Below are 26,688 nucleotides of genomic sequence, written 5' to 3'. Positions count from 1 at the left end.
GTTCTTGTTATGAAAATATCTATTTAGCCAGAGTCTATTCATTTATGATATGGCTTAGACTATTTTTACGCCACCGCAGGAGCGCCGTGATGCCCGCCATCTCCCTACGACAAATCGAGATATTCCATGGTGTGATGACCACTGGCAACCTGACGGAAGCGGCGTTGCTACTGCAAACGTCACAACCCACGGTCAGCCGTGAACTGGCCCGCTTCGAGCAATTAGTCCAACTAAAACTCTTTGATCGCGTGCGGGGCCGCCTTTACCCAACAGTACAAGGCTTGCGGCTATTTGAAGAGGTACAGCGCTCCTATTACGGCCTTGACCGCATCCGGCAAGCCGCCGAAGGGATCCGCCAATTTCAACAGGCGCAGCTGTCGATTGCCTGTCTGCCGGTGTTTTCGCAATCACTGCTACCCGCCGTGTGCAAACCCTTTATTGAAAGCTACCCGGAAGTGAGTCTGAGTGTTATCCCGCAGGAGTCCCCTTTACTGGAGGAGTGGCTTTCAGCCCAGCGCTATGACTTGGGGCTGACCGAGAATACTCAGACGCCAGCAGGAACATTGCGCCATGCACTGATGACAGTCAATGAGGTCTGTGTATTGCCTGGCGACCATCCATTGCGGGAAAAATCCGTGCTGACGCCACAAGATTTTCATGGCGAAAACTTTATCAGTCTGTCAGTCACCGATAGTTATCGCCAACTGCTGGATAATCTGTTTACTGAACAAGGTATTAGCCGCAGGCTAGTGCTGGAGACTCACAGCGCCGCATCGGTGTGTGCCATGGTGCGGGAAGGGGTGGGCGTATCAATCGTTAACCCATTGACGGCATTGGATTATATCAGCAAAGGGATGGAGGAAGGGGTTTGCGTGCGGCCTTTCAGTGTCGAGATCCCCTTTACTATCAGCCTGATACAGCCGATACATCGGCCATCATCCACCTTGGTAGATACCTTTATCGAGCACTTAAAACAGCAGGCAATCACCTTCCAACAGCGGCTGGCCAAGGTGATCACCCAGCAATAGTCAACTGATACTGACTTAACTAAGCTGCCTTCATCTTACCCGCCCGCGCGCGGGAAAAGGTAAACAGGCACAGCAGCAGCCCGATAACCGCCAGCCCTGCCGCTGCCAGTGGAACCGCCGTCAAACCGAGTCCGCGCGCAATGACCATACCGCCCACCCACGCGCCCAATGCATTGCCGACATTGAACGCCGCAATATTCAGTGTCGACACCAAATTAGGCGCTTTTTTGCCATAGGTGACCACGTTAATTTGCAAGGCCGGCACCGCCGAGAATGCCGCCGCTGACCAGAGAAACAGTGTCACCTCCGCCGCTAATAAGGAGTAACTGGTCCAACTAAACAGGGCTGATAGCACCGCAATGAGCAAGAATGTCACCGTCAAACTGACAGATAAGCGCCAGTCGGCTAGCCGCCCACCGACAATATTCCCCAGTGTCAGGCCCACCCCCATCAGCAATAGTGTCCAACTGACACCCTGCTCAGAAACCTGTGTCACTTCGGTCAAAATAGGCGCGATATAGGTAAAGAGAGCAAACATCGCGGCGGCAAAAAAGACCGTCATCAGCAGAGAGAGCCAGATCCCGCCGCCCCGTAATGCGGCAATTTCCTTACGTAATTCGGTCGGAGCCTCTTCCAAAGATGAGGGTAACTTGCGGTAGAGCGCGGCCAGAGAGAATAAGCCGATAACCGAAACTACCCAGAATGTGGATCGCCAGCCAAAAGTCTGCCCCAGCGCAGTCCCCAATGGTACGCCGAGCACATTGGCGAGGGTTAAGCCAGTAAACATCAGTGCTACCGCTGAAGCTCGACGATTGGGCGCGACCAGATTGGCGGCCACCACCGCCCCAATACCAAAAAAAGCCCCGTGGCACAACGCGGTAATCACCCGCGCCAGCATCAGGAAATCATAGCTATATGCCATGGCGCACATCAGGTTACCGATGATAAAGATCACCATCAGCAGCAATAATGTCTTTTTACGCGGTAACTTAGCCGTCAGCACCGCCATGATAGGAGCGCCAATCGCCACCCCCAGCGCATAACCACTGATTAACCAACCGGCGGTCGGAATCGAGATGTGTAAATCATCCGCCACCTGAGGCAGCAGCCCCATAATGACAAATTCGGTGGTTCCAATAGCAAAGGCACACAGTGCTAATGCCAACAGCGCAACAGGCATAATAGAAGCTCCCAGTCAGACAATATCCACCCGCCATATAGGTAGCAGGCAAATCAAATTATTACCAGTAATGGTTAGTAGCGCTGTAACTTTAGTTAGGCAGCGGATGTGTGGCGAACCACTCCACCAGAAAATCTAACATTGTCCTTAATGTTGCGGGCATTTGTCGCCGAGAAGTATAGATACCGTAAATACCCATAGCCTGCGGTTGATAATCAGGTAATAACTTTATCAGCTCCCCACGGGCAATATAAGGCGCGGCAGAGTAGCTGGGCTGCAAGGTGATACCCGCCCCCTCTAGCGCCCCGCTAAGTAAAACGACCGACTCATTGGCGCTCAAATTCCCCCCGACGGCAACAGATGACTTCACGCCCTGCTGGTCAAAATGCCATAAACTTTTGCCGAAATAGGAGTAGGTCAGGCAGTTGTGTAGCGCCAGGTCAGATGGATCTTTCGGCACACCCTTGGCAGATAGATAAGCGGGTGAGGCGCAGACCACTGAGTGACAAGTAGCGAGTGGCCGGGCTATCAGGTTAGGATCTAGCTCATTGGTAATACGTAACGCCAGATCAATACGTTCTTCGACTAAATTGACCGCGCGATTATTCATTTGCAAATCAACTGCAACCTGCGGATAGCGGCGCAGATAGTCAGTGACGGCAATCACCAGCGCGCTCTGCCCGAGTGACTGAGAGCAACTGATGCGCAATAAGCCATGCAGGCCGCCGCTCTCCGGCCCCACCACGGCATTCATATCCTGAGCAAACTCCAGCATCCGTCGGCAGCGCTCAAGTGTCGTCTCCCCCGCGTGAGTCAGACTCAACTTTCGGGTTGTCCGGTGCAGTAATCTCACCCCTGCCCACTGCTCCATCTGCGCCAGATAGCGTGTCACCATGGCGCGTGACATCGCCAACGACTCGGCGGCGGCAATCATACTGCCCCGCTCAACAATCGCGACAAAGACCTCTGCGGCGGTGATTCTATCCATGATTAGCTCGATTTACGCAACAAACAATTGTCCATTATCGGGTTTTTCTATCGATATATGCAATCTATTATCTAGCCCATACCCAGTCACTCTCAGGACAAGCAACATGTTAAACAAAAAACTATTACAAATGACCCTCGCCAGCATGGCTATTTTTGCTATGGTATCAACGGCTAATGCTGCTGACACCCTAAAAATGGAGGTCTACAATCCCGGAGAAAAAAGTATCTTCCCGGTGTCGTCGGAAATTATCAGCGGCAAAACTGAAGTGGCCTTAATTGATGCCCAATTTCAGCGCAATGACGCCGAAGCGCTGGTGAAGAAAATCCAGCAAAGTGGTAAAAAACTGACCACCATCTACATCAGCCAGGCAGATCCCGACTTCTACTTTGGTCTGGAGGTGATTACCAAAGCGTTCCCACACGCCAAAGTGCTCGCGACGCCGCAAACTATCGAAGAGATAGAGGCCACTCAGGCGGGTAAAATGGCCTATTGGGGGCCAATTTTGAAAGAGAACGCGCCGACCCAAGTGATTGTTCCGCAACCGCTGCAAGGTAAGAGTTTTACCATTGATGGACACCAGATTGAGGTTGAAGGCTTAGACGGCCCATCACCAGAAAAAACCTTTGTCTGGATCCCATCATTAAAAGCGGTAGTCGGCGGAGTTGCGGTCTCCGGTAATATCCACTTATGGGTTGCCGATACCCAAACAGCAGAATCACGCCAGCACTGGCTGACAACATTAGAAAAGATTAAAGCTTTAAAACCTGTGACTGTGGTTCCGGGGCACTATCTGGATAATGCGCCACAAACATTGGCATCAGTGACCTTCACTCAGAACTATTTAACCACATTAAATGCAGAGATTCCTAAAGCAAAAGATTCCGCTGAGCTGATAGGGGCGATGGAAAAACATTATCCTGAGCTAAAAGATAAATCCAGCCTGGAATTAAGTGCCAAAGTATTAAAAAACGAGATGAAATGGCCTCAGTAGAGGCAGCTAAATTTAATCGACGCTGAACTGCTATGCCAGCAAATAGCATATATTCCATTAAATAACATATATGCCAGTAAATAGAATAGAGGAAGCCATCATGGCCGCTACAAAATTGCATTACATTTTCGACCCATTATGTGGCTGGTGCTATGGTGCTGCTCCATTGGTTCAAGCCGCGCAAAATATTGCTAATCTAACACTGGTATTGCACGGCGGCGGGATGATGTCTGGGGCCAATCGCCGCCAGATTGATAGCCAATGGCGCGGTTATGTTATGCCCCACGACCAACGGATTGCCCAGTTAACCGGGCAAACCTTTGGTGACGCTTACTATAATCATTTACTGAATGATACTTCAGCCGTCATGGACTCCACGCCACCTATTGTTGCCATTCTGGCAGCAGAGGCACTGGCTGGGCGCGGAGCCAATATGCTGCATCGTATTCAGCAAGCGCATTATATAGAAGGCCGGCATATTGCTGCCCCAGAAGTATTAGCTGAACTTGCCTCGGATATTGGCCTGAGCAGTGATGGGTTTATCGACGCATTTCACACCGCTCAGACAACATCCACCCAGCATATTGCTGAAAGCCGCGCTCTACTGGCGAAAGTGCGCGGACATGGATTTCCAACATTTGTACTGCAAGACCAACAGGGAAAAATGAGTGTGCTACCCGCAAGTGACTACTATGGCAATCCATCCGCCTGGGCCGAGATGCTGCAAAACAGTATCGCGCTCTAAAAATTGATGGCGACCTCCTTATCAGGATGTTGATGCGGCAAAGCTCCGGCAGCAATAACATTAATATGTGAAATAAGATAATTGAGTAATCTGATAATCCAACGGGTAATAGCCAAGCAAACAAAAATATGTTGAACACTATTTTCACAATTAGTTATGGTTGATATATCAACATTACCTATCAATTAGGATAAAATATTTCAAAAAATGCAGCTATTACTTATAAAACAAGTAGTTTACTGTCACCTGATAGCAAAATGAAATGATAAAAATATATAATCATGTATTAATACGTGTCAATAATCGCAAACTATTTACAGGATGCCCTTGGGATTGCTCTATAAAAATAGTATTTTCATTTAACCTATAGATAGACGGATGACTTATCGTGTAAGGGGTATTAAGAAAATCATTTAAGTCACGATCATCATCATTCATGATTGATACAGATAATATCTTGCCAGTTAAAATATTACTACCCGTATCCATAACATCAAAAACAATATTACGCCTTGCTTTTATATAGTGATTATCATCATAAACATCAACAGATGAATTGACCTCTCTATTTATAATACTTATCCGAGAATATATATGATAAGCACTAAGCCCATGACTAAGTCGACTATTCACCTCCCAATAGCCTTCAATATCTTTCATTGGGTGAATATAAGAATACACTCGCCCTGAAACATATCCGGTACACAGACCTAAAAATAAAAAAAGAAGCGCAGGAACCACTATTTCTTTTCGCAAATTAACTCTCCCTCACAATATTTGCATGCAATATATTCACCATGACTCCTTCTTTTCAAAAAAACATAGGGGTCTTTTTGATATAAGGATAAAAACTCCTTATCTCGAACCTTATCTAAACCAACTAATATGGGTAAAGATTTCACCTCGTTAATTTTAATTTGATAGTAATTTGATGTTAGTTCAAATGAAATAAAAAATAAAACAACAGAGACTACCAGCATAATAGCTTTATAACGAAAACTTAGAAACCTGAGGGATAAAGAGATAGATTTAGGCTTAACACCTACTGTTGAATCAGCATGGGTGAATCTCAAATCTTGCGGAGAGCCAGATGAGATGAAGCTAGGCTTAATACCAATAGAGTATCCTTTTTTAGGGATTGTCGTCACTATCTCATGATCTTTATCATCAAGTGCATTACGTAAATTACTAATGGTTTGTGTTAATGTATTATCAGTGACATAACTCTCGCCCCATATTTCCCTCTCAATATCCTCACGAGAGAGTGATGAAGGATAGTGGTGACACAATAAAGAGAGCACCTCAGATTCTTTATTTCTTATTTTTACAATAGCCCCCCCTTTATTAATTGCTCTTTTTGTCGGAGTAAATATAATGTTGCCAATAATTATCTCATCCATCCTCTTACCCTACAGTTATCGCTGATTAGAGTAACAGAGATAGCACTAAGAGTGTGTTACCTACAAACATTAATAAAATTAAAAGTAATAGTTTCTATGGAAATCTAATAAGCATCATCAAAAACAAACTCAATTAAGTAAAAATCTATCAATAAAAAAATATTATCCATAGAAAAATACATAGACATCAATTTTATAGCATAGGAGAGTTATAAGTATAAAATACAGCTAATTTTTTAACTTTTCTTGGTTCAAAAAACTGTCATTTACCCATTTAAGAACAGATAAATAACACCTGCCAGAGCAATATGGGGACCAAATGCGATGTACTTCTCCCTCTTTTTTGATATTTTATGAAGAATAATATAAGCCATAATACCGAGACAGGAAGATAGTAAAACCAAAACAGGAATGGCAGACAAACCAAACCACGCTCCCAACGCAGACATTAATTTAAAGTCACCATGTCCCATCCCCTCAACACCCTTAAAAAACTTAAGTAACCAATAGGGCATCCATAGAATAAGATAGCCAGTCACTGCACCAATTACAGCAAAAGACAAAGAGGATAGCCCATTATTTATATTAAATAGCAACCCAGCCCATAATAATGGAAATGTAATACAATCAGGAAGAAGATAACACTCAAGATCTATAAAAGAGAGTGCAACAAGTGCCCAAACCAAAAACAGGCTAGCAATCATTATATAATCATTTTTTATGCAGTATATAACTGCCAGTGTTAATACAGCTGTTATTATCTCCACAATTAAATAGCGAGGGCTTATTTTTTGATTACAACAATGTGTTATGCCTCTTAAAAATAACCAGCTAAAAACAGGTATATTATGCCAGGCCCGCAAAGGGTTATAACATTTTGGACAAAATGATCTTGGATAGCATAGTGTAATCTTACGGTTAAATACTTCAGCTTCTTTATACTTCACTGGGTTTTTCAACATCACACTAGTCAACATAATGGGTAGTCGATATATTATGACGTTTAAAAAACTCCCTACACACGATCCAATAATAATATAAAACAACATACATCCTAAGCTATACACATCCATCATGATTTTATTACATCCCTTTAGATAAGTGTTTGATACAAATAATACCACTTAGAAGATCGCCACTATCGTCACTGTTCGCATCACTGTTCGCTCTATAGATATTAATATTATTAATCTCTACATCCTGATAATAAGATAGAATAAGAACAACATCCAACAGCCTAGAGAAACTTACATTTTTAATATCAATTAATATACTCTCATCATCTAACATGGAAATATTAAACACGGTATCATCTTCAATGAGAAGATCAGTCACTTCATTATCAACTCCTTCATTTGAGCCATGGTTGTTCCATACTTTCGGGGTTTTCCTCATTTTTAGCTTTTCAGTCACAAATGAGTAATATGTAATCTTGCTAGCTAACCAGTCATTTTTTTGTGTCAATAGAACACTATCCAGCACCAGTGTGATTAAGTAAAAAACAGTAGCAATCAACATAAATAGTAGAGAAAAAACAGCCAATCTATTTTTAATAGAGGAAATGAAGAGAATTATCCAATTCATTGGCAACACTTAAATATAACGTCATAGGTTCCATTATCATTATCATTATCAATGGTAACTGCATTTAAGTTTGAGGTCGAAAAATCTTTCTCTCGTTTTTTTAGCATCTCACCTATAATACTCTCCTCGACTATTGTGGTGACATTGAAAGAGATGGTCTGTCTCTCATTATCAAGATAAATACTATTAATACTTAAATCTAAATCATTAATTATGTGGCTAGAGTCATGTAACAGAGCAATTAAGTTAAAATTCATAACTCGTCTATTGTAACTATAAGTATAATAGCTAAAATCAATTATTTCAGTGGTACCAACTCTATTATTCCAGAAAAAGTCATTATGAAAATCATCTGACATCAAAGTTAATGCATCAATACTCTTTCCTATTTTATAGTTCTCAATTAAGTAACCAGAACATATCAAAGTAGAGAGTAAAAACAATAGCCATATAAACTTAAAGTTATAGTTACTTTTACTCCCCTGGTTGTGACAGAAAGCATACTTCCCACGAAGAAAGTTAGCACTACAATTTTCAATATTTTCGGACATAATGCGCAGCACATCGCAATAAGATACAAGATGGTGATCTATCGGTTTATCATTAGAAGTACTAAATAGATCTTTAGATATAGAGATGAACCTTGATAGAACTAATTTTTTTAGTACCGCCTCCTGGACTGAAAAGCCTGAAAACTCATGGTCTCTTATTAGCCACTCATTGCCTAAATTAACTGCATACCACTCCCCTGGGTTAAATGGTAATATCAAAACATCAGGCATGATAATTTCTGTATATATCCCTGCATTTTGTAACCATCCCAGCCAAACTTTTATCAGTGAGTGCTCGACGGCCGCTACATAGCAGAAATCATCATCGCGCTTCAATATGATGATGTGAAAGTCATCTATATTACCTACTATTGATTGCTCGATAGTGAATGCAATAGCCTTAATTATATTTCTTATCTTTATATTCTTGACATCAACTTTACGAAAAACAACTCTGTTTGATGAGACTATTACTTTAACTCTAGTATAATCATATGCTGCAATTTTAATCAATTCACAGTGATTGTCTAGTTTACCATGAGTTATTCCCTCAGAACCTTGTATCTCCATGCACCAGTAAATAGGATCTGTTGCATAACTACCCAGCCTGATGATGAGGTTATTTTGAGTGGTTGATCTGTTTAATATATTTATCACTAATACCAAACCTTCGGTGAAGCACCGTAATTCCCCTCGCCCTTACATCAAGTAAACTCGTTAATTGATAATGTCTATACTCATTACTCAACCAAAAGACCAATAATATAAAATATCTATCATGGGAAAATATTGACATGACAATATCTTTTACTCTCTGTACGTTCTCAATTTTTATTTCAGAGCTATCTATCAATGTATCCAGAAAAATTTGAACATCCCCCCAACCACTATCAGGTTTAGACAAGATGGTCCTCATAATGTTTTCTTCATCGACTAAATTCATAAGAATTTCCTGTATGAGCTTACTATGTTGAATTCCGAGTGCATTGATATTTATGACTAATAAATTATCATATCTGACACATAACAATGGGGTCATTTTAGAATAGATATCACTATTGATAGCATCCCAATTTGATTTTTTCTTAAAGTAACTCAAAATAACATCTTTGATTTCATCAACATCAGAAAATAACAAATTTAAATCACCCGCTATATTATTTAAAACTGTCAGATAATATATTTCACTATCTTTATTAAAAGATAAAGATGACTGTAATGACTTAACATTGAAACAGTTTGTTTGATCGATTATTTTATAATGTACATCTATATTATTTATTTTTATAGATCTAGGTTTGTTAAATACCCCTGCTGATATATCGGCTACATCATTACTGATGCTCTTCTCTCTCATCATTTCAGACAATAGACTTTCTTCCGCACCAAGTAGCAACAACTTCTCTGATTTTCTTTGTTTGCTATTTTCTGACAAGATATATATTACTGACCAATGATATTTCGATGCTATTACTACTCCCCCCATCAACAGTAGAACACCAAGAACAAGCAGTAAAGCAATACCACACTGTTTCACTAACATCCTCAACTCAAAAGCTCTGTTTGACTATTTAATAATATAATAACACGCCTTATTGTGCCTATACCTTCAAACTCAATCGTCACTTCTACAGCGCGAGGCAGAATAGATCCACTATTCCATTCATTTACCCACTTACCCTTATGATAAATACGCATACGAAACCCTACAATGCTATTGACCATAGTAAAAACCTCAGGATCCGATATGTTCAAATCATCTGAATTACTAGCTGATATTCTCTCTAATTTTTTATTTTTCAATCTATAACCTAAAGTATTTGATTGATAGTGAAACAGAATCTCCTCACTATTATTATCTTCACATAACAAATACAGCCCAAACTCATCACTCTCCAGTAGCTTATTTCTTATATCAAGATAATCATTATGATTACTCGAGGAGTTCTGGTGGATTGTGATATGTGATATATCGTGATCTAGCTTATTAATTACACTTTCCAATTCACTAATTTGCTTATATTTTTTATTTATAGCAACACTACTCTTAGTCACAATCATAAGAACCTGATACGCCATCAAACTCATCATAGTAAAAATAGCCACAGAAAGTAACATTTCAAGTAGAGTAAAACCACAATGTGTGGTTTTACTTATTAATAACACGATATCCTGCTAATATAAAATCAGGTGTTATTTTATCCTCCCGTTCCCGAACTTCAACAATAATAGTGATAATAGTATCTTCTTGGTATTTAATTTCTTTCGATTGCCAATACCATAATTTGTCCATCATGAACTCTTGCCCTTTCAGCCAGTTGTCGGTTTGAGCTATTCTCATAATTTTAATTTCAGACAAAATGTTTTCTGCTACCCAAGAAGATACCATTCTATTTTCTAAGTTTTTTGCCAATACTAATTTTTCACTGATAACCTTCATAACACCAATGGCAGAAAATGCAAAAATAGCCAATGAAACCATAAGTTCAAATAAAGTAAACCCTTTATTATTACACAAGTGCTCACCTAATTATTTTTCATAATATAAAAAATCCCAAGTGCCACTGTCTATTTCTCTGCTGCCGATGGCTCCAACCAATTATTAATGTCATCTTCAGTTCCAACGATTTTATCTGGCCCAGAAGAGAATATATCTATCTCTCCATATTTTCCGGGGTTAGTTAACTGATATGAACTCCCCCATGGATCTTGTGGTAGCCGACGAATATACCCATGTTGAGGGTAGTTTTTCGGGATAGGTAACACTGTTGGTTTGATAATCAACGAATCAATACCTTGCTGTTCGGTGGGATAATATCCATTATCCAATTTATACAGATCCAATGCATTTTCCAGGGCGGCGATATCACTCAGTGCTTTCTGCCTATCAGCTCTATTTTTATTGGACATCAAACTAGGAACTGTTAGGCTAGCAAGAAGCCCGAGTATGATAATAACAATCATAATTTCCAACAATGTAAATCCACTGACCTTGGTATCATTCATAAAACCCCGTTGATAATAGTCAAATAGTTAAACTACTAATTTGTAGTATTGGCTCAAAAACAGCCAAGACAATAATAAATATAAAAACGGCCATGATAATCATTACTATTGGTTCTAATAATGTTATGAAAATATTAATCTGAGTGACAAGCTCCTCTTCTTGAATGGAGGTAACTTTCTTTAACATTACGTCTAGTTTTCCGCTACACTCACCTGATGAAATAATATGCAGTATCATGGGTGAAAACACCCGGCTTAAAGAGAGTGATGAGGATAAGCTATTTCCTTCACCAACCAATTTAGTCGAATTAACTAACTTTTCTTTAATGAAGTAGTTAGTTATAACTTGATTGCTAATTTTCATGGCTGGTATTAAGCTAATGCCGTTAGAAGTCAAAACTGTCAATGTTTTCAGATATCGTGATATATTGACTCTGGAAATTGCTTTACCTAACACTGGAATTTTCAAATAATAACATTCAAATAGATAGCTTACCGCTTTTATCTTCAACGCCCTACGCAATCCAATCCAGAGTGCTACTGCTATTATGACTATTAGTAACATGTTATTTTTCAAATAATAGCTAATATTCATAATGGCCCTAGTCGACAATGGCAACTCTTGATTATCAAAAGAAAAACTCTCTATTATGTTCGGTATTACAACAGATAAAAGTATGATTATGACACCTGCGGATATAAAAATTAATATTGCAGGATAGATAAGCGCCTGAACTATTTTTCTTTGTAATCGTTGTGTCTGTTCAATATGTTCAGCAAGCTGTGATAGCACTAGCCCCAGATGACCTGATAACTCACCAGCAGCAATCATGGATCTATATAACACATTAAATACTCTAGGGAAATATGAGAGAGAATCAGATAATGAGTATCCCTCAACAACCTTTTTTCTTACATCATGAATCACTGTACTGACATATCTCTTCTTACTTTGCTTCTCAATTATCTTGAGTGTCTCATCTAATGGTATGTCAGAACTTACTAATATAGACATTTGTCTGGTAAGTAATACTAAATCAGCGCTATTAACTGTTTTAAAAAAACTCATAACCATTGAGTTATCTGTTGCTCTTCTTACTTTAATGCTTAATATACTTATTTTTCTTTGGTAGAGAATATATCTAGCTTCCCGTATGTTTTCAGCTTCAACATTACCTCTTATTTTCATCCCATTATGGCTTATCGCGACATACTTAAATAGTGTCATATTTATCCTCTAAACCTATTTTGATCACCTCCTCAATAGTGGTTAAGCCAGCAATGATTTTACTTACTCCATCTTGCTTAATGCTGCACATCGTTCTCTGAGCCAAATTGGCCAAATCGAATTCGCTGGCGCCTTTATATATTCCTTCACGTAAAGTATTGTCTACTACCAAGAGTTCATGCAACGCTATTCGTCCATGGTAACCTGTTGTATTACAGTGGCTACAACCCAGTGCCCGATACCCATATGGTTTCATCATTATCCGATAATTTATCTCTAAATCCTTTAGCGCATCTTGTGTCAATAAATACTTCTGTCGACACTCACAACATAATTTTCGGATCAGTCGCTGAGATAGCACAGCTAATAATGAGCTTGCCAGCATAAAGGGTTCAATGCCCATATCCTTTAGCCTGGTTACCGCACCTACTGCGCTGTTAGCATGTAGCGTTGATAAAACTAGGTGCCCAGTTAACGAAGCTTGTACTGCTATTTGAGCCGTCTCTACGTCTCGTATCTCACCAATCAGAATAACATCGGGATCTTGTCTCAATATAGCTCTTAGACTACGGGAAAATGTCATACCAATCTTTGAGTTAACTTGTGTCTGAGAAATTCTATCAATATCAAACTCTATAGGGTCCTCTACTGTCATAATATTCCGTTCATGTGAATTTATTTCCATTAAGGCTGCGTAAAGAGTGGTACTTTTCCCCGCCCCAGTTGGGCCGACAATTAGCACGATTCCATGGGGCTTAAGTACAACTTTTTTCATAGCATCACAGTTTATTTTCGACATACCCAAAGACAGCAAATCCAACTTAATACTGTTTTTATCCAGTAATCGCATAACGACTCGTTCGCCATGATTTGACGGTAATACAGAAACACGTACATCTAGCGCCCGTCCTGCTAAATTCAGAGCAATTCGCCCATCTTGTGGTGTGCGTTTTTCTGCAATATCCAGCTTTGCCATAACTTTAATTCGTGAAATCAATAATAGCGCAACACCTCTCTGTAGCTCTAATATATTCTTTAATACACCATCGATACGAAATCTTATGATCAGTTTTTTTTCGAAGGATTCGATATGGATATCTGAGGCCAACTCTTTAATTGCTTCTGCTAATATTGTATTTATTAATCTAATTACAGGAGCCTCATTACTCGTATCTAGTAAGTCTTCACTATCCGGTAGTTCACCTGAAAATGAATAATTTTCAATTTCATCACTGATTGCATTAATTATGGTATGTGATCTCTGGGAGCTATTCTGATATACAGTCACAAGGTAGGTATCAAACTCATCATCAGTAACAAAATCAAGTCCTGTTGCTTGATTAGCGATTCTGTTACCTTCAAGAATTGCCTCAAGGGAGGCTGTATGGCGGCAAATAATTTGATAACCTTGATCTACTGGTAATAAAACAACACCATTATCCCTCACCCATGTGAAACTTAATAAGGTTGATTCTATTTGCTCCTTAATCATAAGCGCATCTCAGCATTATCATAAAAACTCATAATGTCTTTTTTAATCTGATTATAACTATCACTCTTAATTTCAGTTGCTAAGAGATCATGATAGAGTCTGTTATTATTAATAGTATTCTCCTGGGAATTACTATCTTTATATTTAGTATGCTTATCTATTGTTACTACACTATAGTCATTCGTTTCTCTCAGTATCGTTGGCTTAATAAATAAAATAAGATTACTTTTGTCGACCTTCTCTTTGCTCTGTCTGAATAACCCGCCTATAAATGGAATATCACCCAGCAACGGTATTTTGTTCACCGTTTTGCTTAATTTTTCATCTAATAGTCCACCGACCACAACAGTTTCACCACTTTTAACTAAAACTGCATTATTTATGGCTCTTTTATTAAAGATAAAGCCTAAATTATTGGTATTAGTATTAGAACTGTCAGCCACACTGGATACTTCTTGCCTGATTTCAAGAAGAACTGAGTCACCTTTATTGATCTGTGGTTTTACTTTCAGCATAATACCAACAGATTGCCTTGAAATGGAGTTATATACTTTATCTGTCGCTGTTGTTTGTGTCGATGTCAGTACTGGAACTTCCTGCCCTACATTAAACTCAGCTTCCATATTATCTAATGTGACAATACTCGGTGTAGCAAGGATATTGTTATTAGAATTAGTGGCTAGTGCAGTAAATAGTCCGTTCCAATTTCCTTTGTAAAAACCAGCGGTTAACCCAGCTATAACCGTGGGCATTGGCTGTTCACTGTGGCTTCTTGCATGACCAGGACGAGGAAGAAGATTAATACCTCCAGAATATTTATTCGCCCATTGGATACCAAGATTCAATCCTTCGGCGTTTTGGGTCTCAACAATAATAGCTTCAACTAATACTTGTGCACGTCTGACATCTAGTTTTTCGATAACCTGCTCAAGCTCTTTCATCATCCTTGGATCTGCCGTAATAACTAAAGCGTTGGTCTGATCATATGCCTTAATAGCAATATTCCCACTCTGACTCTTACTTACCACACTTGCTTTTTTATCACTCCGCTGACCTTGGCTAATCCCATTTAACACATCCAATAACTTAGATGCTTGGGCATACTTCATATAAATAACTTTTGTATTCTCAAAGCTACTTTCTTCATGATCAAGATCCTTTATCATTTGAATGGCTTTTTTTCTGACACTACTATCGCCACTCACCAATATTGAATTGGTTCTGTTATCAGCAATAATTTTTCCTATATTAAATGTCTCTTTCTTGCTGTTATTAATTGAAGTGATGAGTTCATTAACCAGTTTAGCAACTTCAGTTGCCACTGCATGGTTTAGCTTATAGAGTTCAACCTCAGTATCTCCAGCATGGTCAAATGTATTAATAATTGAATGGAGATGATTAACTACAGCGGCACGACCTGTAATTAATATCGCATTTGAGGGTTCATAATGAATAATAGTGCCAAATTCAGCATTATCATTTAGCTGGCGTAACAGTGGAACCAGGGTTTTTGCTGAGATATGTTTAAGCGTAAAAACTCTATTAATTATCTCATCACCATGAATCTCTCCGTTCTCCTTTAGCATGGGAACAATCGAACCTTTAGCGCGTTTTGATGGTATCACTTTTAAGATATCATTAGGCATCTCTACCAGTGTGTATCCGTAGACATCAAGTAAATTAAGGAAGAATTGATAATACTTTTCTTCATCTAATAACATATAGCTACGGACACTGACCAAACCTTGGACTTTAGGATCTATAATTATCGTCTTATTTATGTTTTTACTCACTGTATTAATAACTTCCTTTATATCTGCATCGACGAAAGAGACTGAAAAGTTAGCACTGCTAATCTCAATTGACAAAAATAAAAATAGTGTGACTAACTTAACCCTGAATACTTTAGTTATGAGATGTTTTAAAGGTATAATATTAGGAGTGCTGGTGAAATGGCTACAATAAGACATAATGTTCCCCATGCGTAATAACTTAGGGCATATTCATTACAACATTCTTAATAAAAAATAAGAACCTTTTTTATTAAGAATGATTTTATCTGTCAGTATTTTCACTATTGTGGTTCCATCACTTATTTCATCGTGAATAAAATAGCTTTTTTGTCGGCCATTAGATTGTAATATCGCAATGGATTTAGTCTCATCTTTATGCTCCAGAATGCCTACCAACCTTACTTCGCCAGTATAAATTGGATAGTTAGCATTATTATCTATAACATTAACAATATCTTTCGAATTATCATCAAAACGTTTCTGACTAAATAGCATCATTTTTTTTATTTTCGCTATCATTTTAATGCTATTATTTTCCTTTTCGTCACCACCACTGTAACCTTCATATGTCACCAGAGTTGGAGACTCGACCTGAGTCATCACTGTATAGCAGACAACGATGAGTTGATATAATATAATTAGTATTATAGCTATTATAAAAACGTATTGTATTTTACTTACCAAGGTTTGGTTGGGTGCTATTTTTATCCTTTTAAAAAACGATAACACCCTTACCTCTCATTTATAGTCAAGTCAATCTAGAAAATAGCACTACCTGTATTTTCTGTTAATAGCCTAGGAATCTATCATTCATCTTATTGGAAGCCATGGCTTTCAATATTCCTGCATCTAGCCGAAGACCATACCTATTTATAGTTTTAACTATTCCGTCGGGTATACCTGCACTTTTCAAGTGGGCTCTGAACTTATGTATTAATTGGTGATAGTTATTATCAGATATGCTTTTATGATTCTCATACCATACAACTTTTATAATATCTTGTTTTCGATTGACATCATTAAACAAGCACATAACCAATCTCTTTTGCTTTTCATTAATATCTACAGTTAATTTCTTAGTATGGAAATGGATTTTATTCATACAGCAATCCAGTGATATCTCTTTTTCATAATCAATCACTCCTTTTCCATTGATATCAATAAATTTACTACCCGAAACAACAGAGACTGTATCGACATACATAGATAACCCCTCAAACATATTCACTCAGTTAATAAAAGCCAATCACACGTCAAATGTGATAAAGGAACAAGTGATTATTATTACTTTCATTCAATGAATAAAACAAATTAAATTATATATTTTAATTATATTTAATGTGCGATTTACATACAAATATTGATATCTATATAAAAATATATCTATTGGTGGCTAATTAAAAATCAACAATCAAAGAGCAATGCATTACTTAAGTGAATCACTTACATGGATAGTGTAGTTTATATCAATGTAAATTCCACCCTTGCTCTTAACATTCTAAATTCGTTTTATTCATCTATAAAGGTATAGGTCATCACCGAAGTTAACATACAATAATGATAGAAAATTTCAAGGGAAATATCTTTCAATAATCTCAGGGGACATCACTGGATAAAAAAGCATTAATAACATTTATATGTACCATCTGTATACCGGTCAATAAGCCACTATAAATTTCATATTGCTAGTGTAATCACTTATAAGTTCAGGTTTCATTTATTGGTATGCCGTTTGACTTACCTGGTACACTATTGTTGCTTTAGTCATATAAACACAAGTGTAAATTTCCGCCAAGCATAAAGCAGCTATAAATAAAAGAAGGGGATATATAAAATAATGTTATCTAATCGCGTAATCATAGATGCTCCCATTGAATCAATATCATGGGCGCAGGATATAACTAAATATGTTTCACCCGTCCCCGTATCCAGAACAATTTCTACTGTCGCTTAGGAATCAATACAGTTCAGGATGACAGCCGCTGGAAATTGCCCTCCTGCGCTTCTACTCTTTTGTTACCATTTTTGATGCTACATAATTAGTGAGCAGTTGATTGAGTGTCGTGCATGTTTTTTATGTTATGTGGCAACCACAATATTAATTAACAAGAATTAGCTATTTCTCAATGCAATAGTTATGAGTATTACAAACGACTATTGAGATCTTTATGGTGCTCTCTCATCCATTGAGCCAATGAGTCCAGTGTGGGCTGCAATGTTTTACCCAGCGGGGTAATTTCATACTCAACCCGTGGCGGGACTTCAGCATAGATTTTACGATTGACCAAGCCGCGTTGCTCAAAAGCGCGCAGTTGCCGGGTCAGCTCTTTTTGGGTAATGGGCGCAATCGCCCGTTGCAGCTCTCCGAAACGAATTGGCGCTGCTGTCACAATCAAGCGATAGAGAGTGGGAATTGCCCACTTCCCGGCGATGAGTTCAACAAATTGCACCATTGGGCACCTTTCTTCCGCTATTTCGCTCCCAGATGCCGATTTATTTTTATCTGTTAATAGCTTATGGGTTGTCATTGCTTTCCTAATCCATCGTTAGTATCCAATCAGTACCTACTATACTTTAGATACTTTTATATTAAAAATGGTGTTCCACTGCTATTAATCAGAAGGCTCACCATGAATCGTTTAAGCCATAAATATGCGTTGATTACCGGAGGAACCAGCGGCATCGGGCTGGAAACAGCGCGCCAATTCCTCGCCGAGGGGGCAACAGTCGCTATCACCGGTAGAAATGCCGCCGCTTTGCAGGCGGCCCGCGCGGAACTGGGGGATTCTGTTTTGCTGCTAAATAGTGATGCCAGTAATATCACCGACCAATATCAGTTAGCCGCAAAACTAGCGGAAGTCTGGCCACGGCTGGATATTGTCTATATCAATGCAGGTGATGTTACTCACAATCCAATTGAGAAGTGGGATGAGTCAAGTTTTGACCGGGTACTCTCAACCAATCTGAAAGGCCCTTTTTTCCTTCTACAATCACTATTGTCGCTGCTAACTAATCCTGCATCCGTCATCCTTTGTGGCTCTGCCAGCGCCCATATTGGCTTACCTCAAAGCAGTGTTTATGCCGCCAGTAAGGCGGGGTTACTCTCTCTGGCGCGAACCTTGTCCGGTGAGTGGGCGGAAAGAGGAATTAGGGTAAATGGCTTAAGTCCCGGCCCAACACAGACACCGGCGCTGCAAAAATTGGGGCTATCGGGTGATGAACAAGAAAAATTGGCTGAGCAGATACGCCAACTGGTGCCAATCAAACGAATGGGAACCTCGATTGAGCTTGCCCATGCAGCCGTTTTTCTGGCTTCAGATGAGTCCAGCTTTGTTGTCGGAACCGAATTGCGAGTCGATGGCGGCGTCAGCAGCCTTTAAGGAGTAACAATGAAAATAAGATCAGCCAGAGACTGAGACTGAGACTGATAACGCCAAAATAATCACCCTATAGGTGCTATTTTACCCATCGGTTACAGGCTAAATCGGGTTGGCCGACACCGCGTACCAACCCGTCTCAGGTCACGTCAGGATGTTTGTAAAAAGCGATCAAGCTGCCTACGCAGTTGATTGTTCTCTTTTTTTAGCTGCTCAACTCTCTCGAGTAGCGTTAGGGTCATCGCCACACCAGACCAGTCCAGATCCAGCTCATTTTGCAGACGTTGGGCGCGTTTTAAGCTGCTCAATGCATCAGCATCAAAAACCCAGACACTGTCCGCAGGTTCTAGTGGCACAATCAAGCCCAGTCCAACCACCTCGACCAGCTCTTCCTGCATAATGCCCGTTGACTGGCACAATTCAGTGACAGTATAGGTGATTTCTATTTCAGCCATAATCTGTTACTCCCACCCAGTACGAGGATTAAATGCCGTCTGCTCTGACAATTGCTGCCACAGCGCCCGCGTTTTCTCGTCTGGCTTCGGTGGCATCACCACCTTGAGGATCGCATACAAATCGCCAGTCGCTTTTTTGCTAACCAGGCCCTTACCTTTGATGCGTAATCGTTGACCACTTTGGCTACCCGCCGGGATGGTTAAGCTAATTTTACCGGTCAGCGTCGGCACCTCGACGCTAGCCCCCAATGCCGCTTCCCATGGGGCTAACGGCACGACAATGTGTAAATTATGACCATCAACATCAAATAGCGGGTGTGGTGCCAGGCGAATAATCAGAAATAGGTCGCCATTAGCTCCCCCCGCAAAACCCGGCGCTCCCTGTCCTTTAAGACGAATGCGCTCACCATCACCCACACCGGCAGGAATTTTTACTTTCAGGGTCTTGGTGGTGTCTGCGCCCGGAAAACCTGAAGCATCGACAGTCGGAATTTTGTAAGAGATTGAGCGCGTCTGCTCTGCCAGTGTTTCCTCTAAAAAGAGGGGCAATTCCATCTCAAGATCTTGGCCCCGAACCCCGTGAGATGCTCGGTGAGATGAGTGGTGAGCTGAAGCGCCACGGTTGGCAAAGAAGGACTCGAAGAAATCCGAAAAGTCCCCCCCACCAGCACTGCTGTGCCACTGTTGACCACCTGAATGATAGGCGGCCTGCTGCTGGGTAAAGCGAGGATCGTCGCGATGTAGCCTTAATTCATCATATTCAGCGCGCCGTTCAGCATCTTTCAGTACTTCGTAAGCCTCCGCGACCTCTTTAAACTTACTTTCAGCATCGGGTTCATCACTGACATCAGGGTGGTATTTGCGCGCCAGCTTACGATAGGCGGTTTTAATCTCTTTCAGGGAGGCGGTGGGCTCTAGGCCCATCACGGCATAATAGTCTTTAAATTCCATGCGGCAATATCCTTAAATTCAATGTGCTATAAGTTTCCCCATTTGACTTATATAAAACCTGTTTGTGCATATTTCAACCGTTTAAAACCTTAAACGAAGTAAATCTAAACTATAGCGGCAATGGCTTATTTGTGGGTTTTATATTGTCATCCTGACCATTGCCCACGTGAATATTACAAATCATATAACTGATCCGATGGCTTATTGGCGGCGGACATTGCCCTTTTATGATTAACCTGCTTCACCGAGGAGCGAACCACTAGTCGCCCCTGCAATAAGGTATTACTGAAGGGGGCATCTGGGCGTAATAAGCGCCGTTGCAGCAGTTGAATCGCCTCAGCCCCCAACTCGTCACGAGGGACATGCACCGCCGTGAGCGGGACATCATGAATCTCAGCCAGATTAAAGCCATCCATGCTCATCACCGATATGCTATCAGGGACACTTATTTTCAACTTATTCAGCGCATTAACGGCACCTACCGCCATATAGTCGCCACCGGCTAGAATTGCCGTCGGCCACTGGCGTTTATCCTCACAAGCTGCCATAAAGTCGCTGACCGCCTGCTCTGCCTCTTCGCCACCAAAACCATGGGTAGTGATCAGATGTTGGTTATCATCAAAACTTATATTATGGCTGGCGAAAGCCTCTTTAATCCCCAGCAAGCGCAGCTCCATGGTATTACGACGTAAGCATTGCAAGGTCAAAATTTGCCGATGCCCTTGTTGAATCAGATAGTTGGCAGAAAATTCGCCAATCAATTGATGGTCTGGCGACACACTATCCAGTGACATCTCTTTGTCGCGACAATTCACCAGTACTGAGGGTTTATGCACGCCAGCCGCCAAGGTATGAATACGTGGATCATCAATACCGATGATGATTGCAGCCTCGGTCTGCGGATTGGTCATTTTCTCCAGAAACAGCGAGATATCACTTTGCGTTTCCGATAATCCACAGTAGCGAATCATCACCTCATGTTGGCTAACGGCTTCGGTAATGCCTTGGATGACTTTGTAGTAAAAAATGTCGGTACGCACATCGAAGGCCCGGTGCGGTGCAAAGACCATAATGTTATTGAGCATTAATCGCCCGCTGGATAGATTCTGCAAAATCCCCTGTGATTGCGCATACGCCATGACCTGCTGTTTCGCCTTCGCACTGGTGTTTGCTTTACCGGCTAAGACTCTGGAGACCGTGCTAATTGAAAGGCCCGTCTGATTGGCTATTTCTTGTATTTTTAGCTTTCCATTCATTTTGTGATCTCTCTCAAATTAGCAAATGAAAAAACTTTCATAGCTGGTAAATACCTTATTCAGGCCATTACACAATATAAATGCTGAAATATTATCCAGCTTATGAAAATTCTTTCAAAAAAACGCATATTAAAGCCAATTTAAGCTAGCTACCTTGTTTTGGTAAACCAATTTTAAAAACTTATCAGTCCGGTTTGTTTTGATGAATGATAAAAATACGATAAAAAACAATTAAGTATATTTTATTGGCCGATTTAGTGTGAACAAAGTCACATTAAAACTCAGCGAAATCTTAATAACCGAAAATGGATCATACCAAAATAATTAGTTGGCCCGGTTAACTTGCTACCGGCTAACACCAGGAGGCTTGGATGAGTGTTGAGATTAATCAATCCGCGAAAGTTATCGGGCGGCGAAAAATAAAGTCACTACGTTGGTGGATGCTGGCACTATTTTTACTTGGTGTCACAGTTAACTATATTACCCGTAACTCTCTGGGTATCCTCGCCCCCGAACTGAAAACCAGCCTGAATATGACCACGGAGCAATATTCATGGATCGTGGCCTCTTTTCAGTTGGCTTACACCGTTTTCCAACCGCTGTGTGGCTGGCTGATTGATGTCATCGGCTTAAAGATGGGGTTCCTGATTTGCGCCAGTGTTTGGGCCGTGGTGTGCATGATGCATGCCGGCGCAGGGACCTGGTTCCAGTTAGCGGTGCTGCGCTTCTTTATGGGCAGTGCCGAAGCGGCGGCAACACCGGCAAACGCCAAAGCGATCTCTGACTGGTTCCCGAAAAAAGAGCGGCCAATTGCCGCCGGTTGGGCGGGAGTCGGCTTCTCTATTGGTGCGATGTTAGCCCCCCCTATTATTGTATTGGCCCATGTGGCACTTGGCTGGCAAGGTGCGTTTTTATTCTCCGGTGCTTTAGCCATGATTTGGGTGCTGTTGTGGTGGCGTTTCTACCACTCGCCGGATACCCATCCAAATCTCAGTAAAGAAGAGTTTGAACTGATTCATCAGGACAATGAACCGGTGCTACCACGGCTCCCTTTCCTCAAATCATTGGCCATTCTGAGCAAAAATAAGAAATTTTACGGCATTGCGATCCCCGCATTTCTGGCGGAACCCGCCTGGGCCGTGTTTAGCTTCTGGGTGCCACTTTACCTGGCCACAGAACGCGGGATGGATCTAAAGCAGATCGCCATGTTCGCCTGGCTCCCCTTCCTGGCCGCAGATATCGGCAGTGTTGCCAGTGGTTATTTAACCCGGTTATATCAGAAGTGGTTCGGCTTCAGCCGCATCAACTCGGTGGTTGCCAGCTCAGTAACCGGGGCCTTTATGATGGTTTCATTGGCCTTTGTGGCAATCACCAAAGACCCCTATTTGGCGATTGCGCTAATCTCCATTGGCGGCTTCGGGCACCAGGTTATCTCCTGTATGCTTAGCGCATTAGTGGTTGATTCTTTTGATAAAAACCAAGTTGCCACCGTCAATGGTCTACGGGGTTCCTCCGCATGGATCGCCAGTTTCCTGTTTACCTTACTCATTGGTGCGGTTTCCGACACCATCGGCTTTAACCCGCTGTTTATTGCCATGGGCTTCTTCGATTTGATTGGTGCCGTATTCCTGATTGCGCTATTTGCTGAGCGCCGTAATAAGGCACAACCGGCAACCTGATCTATCCCCTAATTCTGTCTGCAACAGTGCCGCAGTGCTGTTGCCAAAAGAGATGAGCTGTGATGAAAACATTAAAAAACTGGCAGTTAATAAATGAGTTCCCTGACCATTTGGAATTACTGGTCGATGACCGTCATATTTTTTGTCTGTATGTGTTAGAGCAAAACCTCTGCCGCGTACTGATTAAACGCAATGGCGAACTGGCACTCAATCGCACCTGGAGCATTGCGCCGCAAGGGGATGTGCCGTGGTCAGGGCGTGACCGATTGAGTCTGGCGGGCTTCTCCGTGCCGGGCTATCAGTTGCAGCAGCATAAGCAACAGCTGGTAGTGACCACCGAGTGCCTAAGGGTCACTATTCATCAGCCTTTGCATCTGGAGTGGGAGTACAAAAATTCGCAGGATCAATGGCAGCCACTGGCCGCCGATCGGCCCACCAGCGCTTATCTGCTCAGCCCGCAAGGCGAAGCGATTGCTCACTATCAGCGCCGCTATCCCAATGAGCAATATTATGGGCTGGGTGAAAAAGCCGGTGACCTTAACCGCGCAGGTCGTCGCTTTGAGATGCGCAATTTAGATGCCATGGGTTATAACGCCGCCAGTACTGATCCGCTCTATAAGCACATTCCCTTTACCATCACCCGCCGTGATGACGTCAGTTTTGGCCTGTTTTATGACAATCTCAGCAGTTGCTGGCTGGATTTGGGTAACGAAATCGATAACTACCATCTGGCCTATCGCCGCTATCAGGCTGAAGCCGGTGACCTGGATTACTACCTGTTCCTCGGCCCGAAAGTGCTGGATGTCACCAAAGCCTTTGTCCGCCTGACCGGTAAGACCCAGTTTGGCCCGAAATGGAGCCTCGGCTACAGTGGCTCCACCATGCACTACACCGACGCCCCGGATGCGCAGGTGCAATTGCAAAAGTTTATTGCGCTGTGTCAGCAACATGATATTCCCTGCGACTCTTTCCAGCTCTCATCTGGCTATACCTCCATCAAAAACAAGCGCTATGTCTTTAACTGGAATAACGACAAAGTGCCGCAGCCCAAGGTAATGAGTCAAACTTTCCTGCAAGCTGGCATCAAGCTGGCAGCTAATATCAAACCTTGCTTGTTGCAGGATCATCCAAAATATCAGCAAGTTGCTGAACGTGGGCTGTTTATCCGTGATGGCGAAACCGGGTTACCTGAGCGCTCATCATTTTGGGATGACGAAGGTTCTCACCTCGATTTCACCAACCCCGCGACTGTGGATTGGTGGCAGGAGAATGTGACCAAACAGCTGTTGGAGATGGGAATTGGTTCGACCTGGAATGATAATAACGAATATGAAGTGTGGGATGGGGAGGCGCAATGCCATGGATTTGGTGAATCAATTGCCATCAAGCACATCAGGCCAGTCATGCCTCTACTGATGATGCGCGCCTCAATGGAGGCTCAACAAACATTTGCACCAGATATGCGCCCGTATCTGATATCACGATCTGGCTGCGCCGGGATGCAGCGCTATGCCCAGACCTGGAGCGGCGACAACCGCACCAGTTGGCAGACTCTGCGCTATAACATCCGTATGGGGCTGGGCATGAGTCTGTCAGGGTTGTACAACCTGGGCCACGATGTCGGCGGCTTCTCTGGCGATAAACCGGAAGCAGAGTTATTTATTCGCTGGGTACAAAACGGCGTGATGCATCCGCGCTTTACCATTCACTCATGGAATGACGACAACACGGTAAATGAGCCTTGGATGTACCCCGCAGCGACTCCGATGATTCGGGATGCCATGGCCTTACGTTATCAATTATTGCCCTATTTCTATACGCTGCAATGGCAGGCCTCTCATGATGATGAACCGATGTTGCGCCCAACTTTCCTCGATCATGAGCACGATAGCCGCACGTTCAAGGAGAATGACGACTTTATGCTGGGCCGTGATCTGCTGGTTGCCAGTGTTGTAGAGCCGGGTCAGCGCCAACGCCAGATCTATCTGCCGGATAATCAGGTCGGCTGGTACTGTTTCCACACCGGGCAGTGGTACAGCGGCGGGCAGACAATCACTTTAGATGCACCACTGGAACGTTTGCCGCTCCTGGTGCGAGCCGGTGCCGCACTGCCGCTATCACGGCGCATCGCCTTTGTGAATGCCAAACTGGACTCTCAACGCGAGCTGGCGCTCTATCCCACCAAAGGGGCGGGGCAATCCAGTGGCCTGTTGTTTGAAGATGACGGCGAAAGTCACCGCTGGCAGCAAGGCCACGCGCTATGGCTAAGCTGGCTGGTGACGACTGATAATCACCATATCAATATCACCTTCAGCCGCACTGGGAGCTATCAACCCGCATGGCATGAATTGACCGTGAATCTGCCAATGGATGAGCGGCGCGAGTTAGTGATCAACGGCGTTACAGGCCATACTTTTCAGTTAAATCAGCTGAAATAGTGCAGTGAAATGCATTTACTCAGCGGGTTCCTTGCCAGAACCCGCTTTTTTTTCACTTAACTTTTTTTTTACTTAAATAGTCATACCTGACTAGCGCAACAGTTTTAGTGCGCCAGTCAATGAGCGCACCCATTTTTCCGGCCCGACCAGCCCCAGGCCATCTAACTGCTCATTGGTAAGTGAACGTAGCGGAAAGGTTGCCTCATAATCCTCAAAGCTGTGCATCGAACGGGCAAATGCCGGGAAAGGCACAATCGCCCGCTCATGAGTTGCCGCCAATGCTTTCAGCAGCACCTCTCTCATCTGTGAAGCATTCGCCTGTAGAATGGGTACTGGCAATTTTGAACTCACATCAATCTCTTTGCCCTCTGAGTCGGACAACACTGCCCCTGCTAGTTGTGGAAATCTTGCCGCCAAACCAATCCCCACCGCACTGGTGGTATTGGCGATTAAGCCAACCGGAAGTTCAGGGTTAACAATAATTGCGATCCGCATCTGTTCTGCCACATCAGTACCTTTTTACCGATAAGTCTGTGCAAAAGA

The 26,688-nt window shown here is 42.1% G+C and carries 27 protein-coding genes; 6 read left to right on the top strand and 21 right to left on the bottom strand.

What is annotated here, in order from left to right:
* Window positions 1-89 precede the first annotated feature (89 nt).
* Window positions 90-1,028, top strand: coding sequence for a LysR family transcriptional regulator (locus FFE93_RS04625; protein ID WP_032897283.1), 939 nt, complete (start codon window positions 90-92; stop codon window positions 1,026-1,028).
* Between the two features lie 19 nt (window positions 1,029-1,047).
* Here FFE93_RS04625 and FFE93_RS04620 read toward each other — a convergent pair whose 3' ends face one another.
* Both FFE93_RS04620 and FFE93_RS04615 read right to left on the bottom strand, forming a co-directional pair.
* Window positions 1,048-2,208, bottom strand: coding sequence for an MFS transporter (locus tag FFE93_RS04620; protein ID WP_138774861.1), 1,161 nt, complete (start codon window positions 2,206-2,208; stop codon window positions 1,048-1,050).
* A 91-nt stretch (window positions 2,209-2,299) separates the two neighbouring features.
* Window positions 2,300-3,196 carry a LysR family transcriptional regulator gene (locus tag FFE93_RS04615; protein ID WP_138774860.1) on the bottom strand — a complete coding sequence of 299 codons (897 nt, stop codon included), beginning with the start codon at window positions 3,194-3,196 and terminating at the stop codon, window positions 2,300-2,302.
* A 106-nt stretch (window positions 3,197-3,302) separates the two neighbouring features.
* On the opposite strand from FFE93_RS04615, the gene FFE93_RS04610 reads away from it, so the two are divergent.
* Together FFE93_RS04610 and FFE93_RS04605 are read left to right on the top strand one after the other, a co-directional pair.
* On the top strand, window positions 3,303-4,190 hold the full coding sequence (locus tag FFE93_RS04610) for an MBL fold metallo-hydrolase (protein WP_057647727.1): 888 nt from the start codon (window positions 3,303-3,305) through the stop codon (window positions 4,188-4,190).
* A 100-nt stretch (window positions 4,191-4,290) separates the two neighbouring features.
* Window positions 4,291-4,935 carry a DsbA family protein gene (locus FFE93_RS04605; protein WP_138774859.1) on the top strand — a complete coding sequence of 215 codons (645 nt, stop codon included), beginning with the start codon at window positions 4,291-4,293 and terminating at the stop codon, window positions 4,933-4,935.
* A 279-nt stretch (window positions 4,936-5,214) separates the two neighbouring features.
* Here FFE93_RS04605 and FFE93_RS04595 read toward each other — a convergent pair whose 3' ends face one another.
* From FFE93_RS04595 to FFE93_RS04525, 15 genes are all read right to left on the bottom strand, one after another.
* On the bottom strand, window positions 5,215-5,691 hold the full coding sequence (locus FFE93_RS04595; protein ID WP_032897279.1) for a hypothetical protein: 477 nt from the start codon (window positions 5,689-5,691) through the stop codon (window positions 5,215-5,217).
* On the bottom strand, window positions 5,676-6,335 hold the full coding sequence (locus tag FFE93_RS04590; RefSeq protein WP_057647734.1) for a transcriptional regulator: 660 nt from the start codon (window positions 6,333-6,335) through the stop codon (window positions 5,676-5,678). Before FFE93_RS04590 ends, FFE93_RS04595 begins: the two co-directional genes overlap by 16 nt.
* A gap of 266 nt (window positions 6,336-6,601) precedes the next feature.
* A complete protein-coding gene (locus tag FFE93_RS04585) occupies window positions 6,602-7,411 on the bottom strand; it encodes a prepilin peptidase (RefSeq protein ID WP_138774857.1) in 810 nt (269 codons plus the stop codon).
* Between the two features lie 7 nt (window positions 7,412-7,418).
* On the bottom strand, window positions 7,419-7,919 hold the full coding sequence (locus tag FFE93_RS04580; RefSeq protein WP_049602539.1) for a hypothetical protein: 501 nt from the start codon (window positions 7,917-7,919) through the stop codon (window positions 7,419-7,421).
* On the bottom strand, window positions 7,916-9,127 hold the full coding sequence (gspL, locus tag FFE93_RS04575) for a type II secretion system protein GspL (protein WP_186367696.1): 1,212 nt from the start codon (window positions 9,125-9,127) through the stop codon (window positions 7,916-7,918). The genes FFE93_RS04580 and gspL overlap by 4 nt, the downstream gene beginning before the upstream one ends.
* Complete coding sequence (locus FFE93_RS04570; RefSeq protein ID WP_138774855.1) at window positions 9,090-10,013, bottom strand: type II secretion system protein GspK; 924 nt, start codon at window positions 10,011-10,013, stop codon at window positions 9,090-9,092. Before FFE93_RS04570 ends, gspL begins: the two co-directional genes overlap by 38 nt.
* 2 nt (window positions 10,014-10,015) lie before the next feature.
* Window positions 10,016-10,636 carry a type II secretion system minor pseudopilin GspJ gene (gspJ, locus tag FFE93_RS04565; protein ID WP_080375782.1) on the bottom strand — a complete coding sequence of 207 codons (621 nt, stop codon included), beginning with the start codon at window positions 10,634-10,636 and terminating at the stop codon, window positions 10,016-10,018.
* Window positions 10,620-10,988 (bottom strand): type II secretion system minor pseudopilin GspI, encoded by a 369-nt coding sequence (gspI, locus tag FFE93_RS04560; RefSeq protein ID WP_072188449.1) that lies wholly within the window; start codon window positions 10,986-10,988, stop codon window positions 10,620-10,622. Before gspI ends, gspJ begins: the two co-directional genes overlap by 17 nt.
* Before the next feature lie 50 nt (window positions 10,989-11,038).
* Window positions 11,039-11,476 carry a type II secretion system major pseudopilin GspG gene (gene gspG / locus FFE93_RS04555; RefSeq protein ID WP_138774854.1) on the bottom strand — a complete coding sequence of 146 codons (438 nt, stop codon included), beginning with the start codon at window positions 11,474-11,476 and terminating at the stop codon, window positions 11,039-11,041.
* 19 nt (window positions 11,477-11,495) lie between these two features.
* Window positions 11,496-12,704 (bottom strand): type II secretion system F family protein, encoded by a 1,209-nt coding sequence (locus FFE93_RS04550; protein ID WP_057647746.1) that lies wholly within the window; start codon window positions 12,702-12,704, stop codon window positions 11,496-11,498.
* Window positions 12,691-14,196: a type II secretion system ATPase GspE gene (gene gspE / locus FFE93_RS04545; RefSeq protein WP_138774853.1), complete on the bottom strand. Its 1,506-nt coding sequence runs from the start codon at window positions 14,194-14,196 to the stop codon at window positions 12,691-12,693. Before gspE ends, FFE93_RS04550 begins: the two co-directional genes overlap by 14 nt.
* Window positions 14,193-16,166, bottom strand: coding sequence for a type II secretion system secretin GspD (gene gspD / locus FFE93_RS04540; RefSeq protein ID WP_261369044.1), 1,974 nt, complete (start codon window positions 16,164-16,166; stop codon window positions 14,193-14,195). Before gspD ends, gspE begins: the two co-directional genes overlap by 4 nt.
* Before the next feature lie 36 nt (window positions 16,167-16,202).
* A complete protein-coding gene (locus FFE93_RS04535) occupies window positions 16,203-16,718 on the bottom strand; it encodes a type II secretion system protein N (RefSeq protein ID WP_138774851.1) in 516 nt (171 codons plus the stop codon).
* 58 nt (window positions 16,719-16,776) lie between these two features.
* On the bottom strand, window positions 16,777-17,193 hold the full coding sequence (locus FFE93_RS04530; protein WP_032897267.1) for a transcriptional regulator: 417 nt from the start codon (window positions 17,191-17,193) through the stop codon (window positions 16,777-16,779).
* Between the two features lie 940 nt (window positions 17,194-18,133).
* Window positions 18,134-18,517, bottom strand: coding sequence for a winged helix-turn-helix transcriptional regulator (locus tag FFE93_RS04525; protein WP_032897265.1), 384 nt, complete (start codon window positions 18,515-18,517; stop codon window positions 18,134-18,136).
* Window positions 18,518-18,619: 102 nt separating this feature from the next.
* Here FFE93_RS04525 and FFE93_RS04520 point away from each other — a divergent pair, with 102 nt between their 5' ends.
* On the top strand, window positions 18,620-19,369 hold the full coding sequence (locus FFE93_RS04520) for an SDR family oxidoreductase (RefSeq protein ID WP_005272838.1): 750 nt from the start codon (window positions 18,620-18,622) through the stop codon (window positions 19,367-19,369).
* 146 nt (window positions 19,370-19,515) lie between these two features.
* Here FFE93_RS04520 and cbpM read toward each other — a convergent pair whose 3' ends face one another.
* The 3 genes from cbpM to FFE93_RS04505 all read right to left on the bottom strand — a co-directional run bounded on the left by cbpM (window position 19,516) and on the right by FFE93_RS04505 (window position 22,028).
* Window positions 19,516-19,821, bottom strand: a complete 306-nt coding sequence (gene cbpM / locus FFE93_RS04515; protein WP_005272837.1) for a chaperone modulator CbpM — start codon at window positions 19,819-19,821, stop codon at window positions 19,516-19,518.
* Window positions 19,822-19,827: 6 nt separating this feature from the next.
* Window positions 19,828-20,772 (bottom strand): curved DNA-binding protein, encoded by a 945-nt coding sequence (gene cbpA / locus FFE93_RS04510; protein WP_005272836.1) that lies wholly within the window; start codon window positions 20,770-20,772, stop codon window positions 19,828-19,830.
* Between the two features lie 173 nt (window positions 20,773-20,945).
* Window positions 20,946-22,028 carry a LacI family DNA-binding transcriptional regulator gene (locus FFE93_RS04505; protein ID WP_005272834.1) on the bottom strand — a complete coding sequence of 361 codons (1,083 nt, stop codon included), beginning with the start codon at window positions 22,026-22,028 and terminating at the stop codon, window positions 20,946-20,948.
* Between the two features lie 371 nt (window positions 22,029-22,399).
* On the opposite strand from FFE93_RS04505, the gene FFE93_RS04500 reads away from it, so the two are divergent.
* Complete coding sequence (locus FFE93_RS04500; RefSeq protein WP_005272831.1) at window positions 22,400-23,707, top strand: MFS transporter; 1,308 nt, start codon at window positions 22,400-22,402, stop codon at window positions 23,705-23,707.
* Between the two features lie 62 nt (window positions 23,708-23,769).
* Window positions 23,770-26,145 (top strand): glycoside hydrolase family 31 protein, encoded by a 2,376-nt coding sequence (locus FFE93_RS04495; RefSeq protein WP_057647751.1) that lies wholly within the window; start codon window positions 23,770-23,772, stop codon window positions 26,143-26,145.
* A 90-nt stretch (window positions 26,146-26,235) separates the two neighbouring features.
* Here FFE93_RS04495 and FFE93_RS04490 read toward each other — a convergent pair whose 3' ends face one another.
* The gene (locus tag FFE93_RS04490; RefSeq protein ID WP_049602566.1) at window positions 26,236-26,640 is read right to left on the bottom strand and encodes a DUF2000 domain-containing protein; all 405 of its coding nucleotides are present in this window, start codon (window positions 26,638-26,640) and stop codon (window positions 26,236-26,238) included.
* Between the last annotated feature and the right edge of the window lie 48 nt (window positions 26,641-26,688).

Source organism: Yersinia sp. KBS0713, assembly GCF_005937895.2.
GTDB classification, from domain to species: Bacteria; Pseudomonadota; Gammaproteobacteria; order Enterobacterales; family Enterobacteriaceae; genus Yersinia; species Yersinia bercovieri.
Note: the sequence above shows the minus strand (reverse complement) of the source record. Positions and strands in the feature narration are given on the sequence as shown.

Bases quoted from the DNA above. Each gene is read 5' to 3' on its own strand.
- FFE93_RS04625 (WP_032897283.1), top strand. From the start codon at position 90: ATGCCCGCCATCTCCCTACGACAAATCGAGATATTCCATGGTGTGATG.
- FFE93_RS04620 (WP_138774861.1), bottom strand. From the start codon at position 2,208: ATGCCTGTTGCGCTGTTGGCATTAGCACTGTGTGCCTTTGCTATTGGA.
- FFE93_RS04615 (WP_138774860.1), bottom strand. From the start codon at position 3,196: ATGGATAGAATCACCGCCGCAGAGGTCTTTGTCGCGATTGTTGAGCGG.
- FFE93_RS04610 (WP_057647727.1), top strand. From the start codon at position 3,303: ATGTTAAACAAAAAACTATTACAAATGACCCTCGCCAGCATGGCTATT.
- FFE93_RS04605 (WP_138774859.1), top strand. From the start codon at position 4,291: ATGGCCGCTACAAAATTGCATTACATTTTCGACCCATTATGTGGCTGG.
- FFE93_RS04590 (WP_057647734.1), bottom strand. From the start codon at position 6,335: ATGGATGAGATAATTATTGGCAACATTATATTTACTCCGACAAAAAGA.
- FFE93_RS04585 (WP_138774857.1), bottom strand. From the start codon at position 7,411: ATGATGGATGTGTATAGCTTAGGATGTATGTTGTTTTATATTATTATT.
- FFE93_RS04580 (WP_049602539.1), bottom strand. From the start codon at position 7,919: ATGAATTGGATAATTCTCTTCATTTCCTCTATTAAAAATAGATTGGCT.
- FFE93_RS04570 (WP_138774855.1), bottom strand. From the start codon at position 10,013: ATGTTAGTGAAACAGTGTGGTATTGCTTTACTGCTTGTTCTTGGTGTT.
- gspG (WP_138774854.1), bottom strand. From the start codon at position 11,476: ATGAATGATACCAAGGTCAGTGGATTTACATTGTTGGAAATTATGATT.
- FFE93_RS04550 (WP_057647746.1), bottom strand. From the start codon at position 12,704: ATGACACTATTTAAGTATGTCGCGATAAGCCATAATGGGATGAAAATA.
- gspE (WP_138774853.1), bottom strand. From the start codon at position 14,196: ATGATTAAGGAGCAAATAGAATCAACCTTATTAAGTTTCACATGGGTG.
- gspD (WP_261369044.1), bottom strand. From the start codon at position 16,166: ATGTCTTATTGTAGCCATTTCACCAGCACTCCTAATATTATACCTTTA.
- FFE93_RS04530 (WP_032897267.1), bottom strand. From the start codon at position 17,193: ATGTATGTCGATACAGTCTCTGTTGTTTCGGGTAGTAAATTTATTGAT.
- FFE93_RS04525 (WP_032897265.1), bottom strand. From the start codon at position 18,517: ATGACAACCCATAAGCTATTAACAGATAAAAATAAATCGGCATCTGGG.
- FFE93_RS04520 (WP_005272838.1), top strand. From the start codon at position 18,620: ATGAATCGTTTAAGCCATAAATATGCGTTGATTACCGGAGGAACCAGC.
- cbpM (WP_005272837.1), bottom strand. From the start codon at position 19,821: ATGGCTGAAATAGAAATCACCTATACTGTCACTGAATTGTGCCAGTCA.
- cbpA (WP_005272836.1), bottom strand. From the start codon at position 20,772: ATGGAATTTAAAGACTATTATGCCGTGATGGGCCTAGAGCCCACCGCC.
- FFE93_RS04505 (WP_005272834.1), bottom strand. From the start codon at position 22,028: ATGAATGGAAAGCTAAAAATACAAGAAATAGCCAATCAGACGGGCCTT.
- FFE93_RS04500 (WP_005272831.1), top strand. From the start codon at position 22,400: ATGAGTGTTGAGATTAATCAATCCGCGAAAGTTATCGGGCGGCGAAAA.
- FFE93_RS04495 (WP_057647751.1), top strand. From the start codon at position 23,770: ATGAAAACATTAAAAAACTGGCAGTTAATAAATGAGTTCCCTGACCAT.
- FFE93_RS04490 (WP_049602566.1), bottom strand. From the start codon at position 26,640: ATGCGGATCGCAATTATTGTTAACCCTGAACTTCCGGTTGGCTTAATC.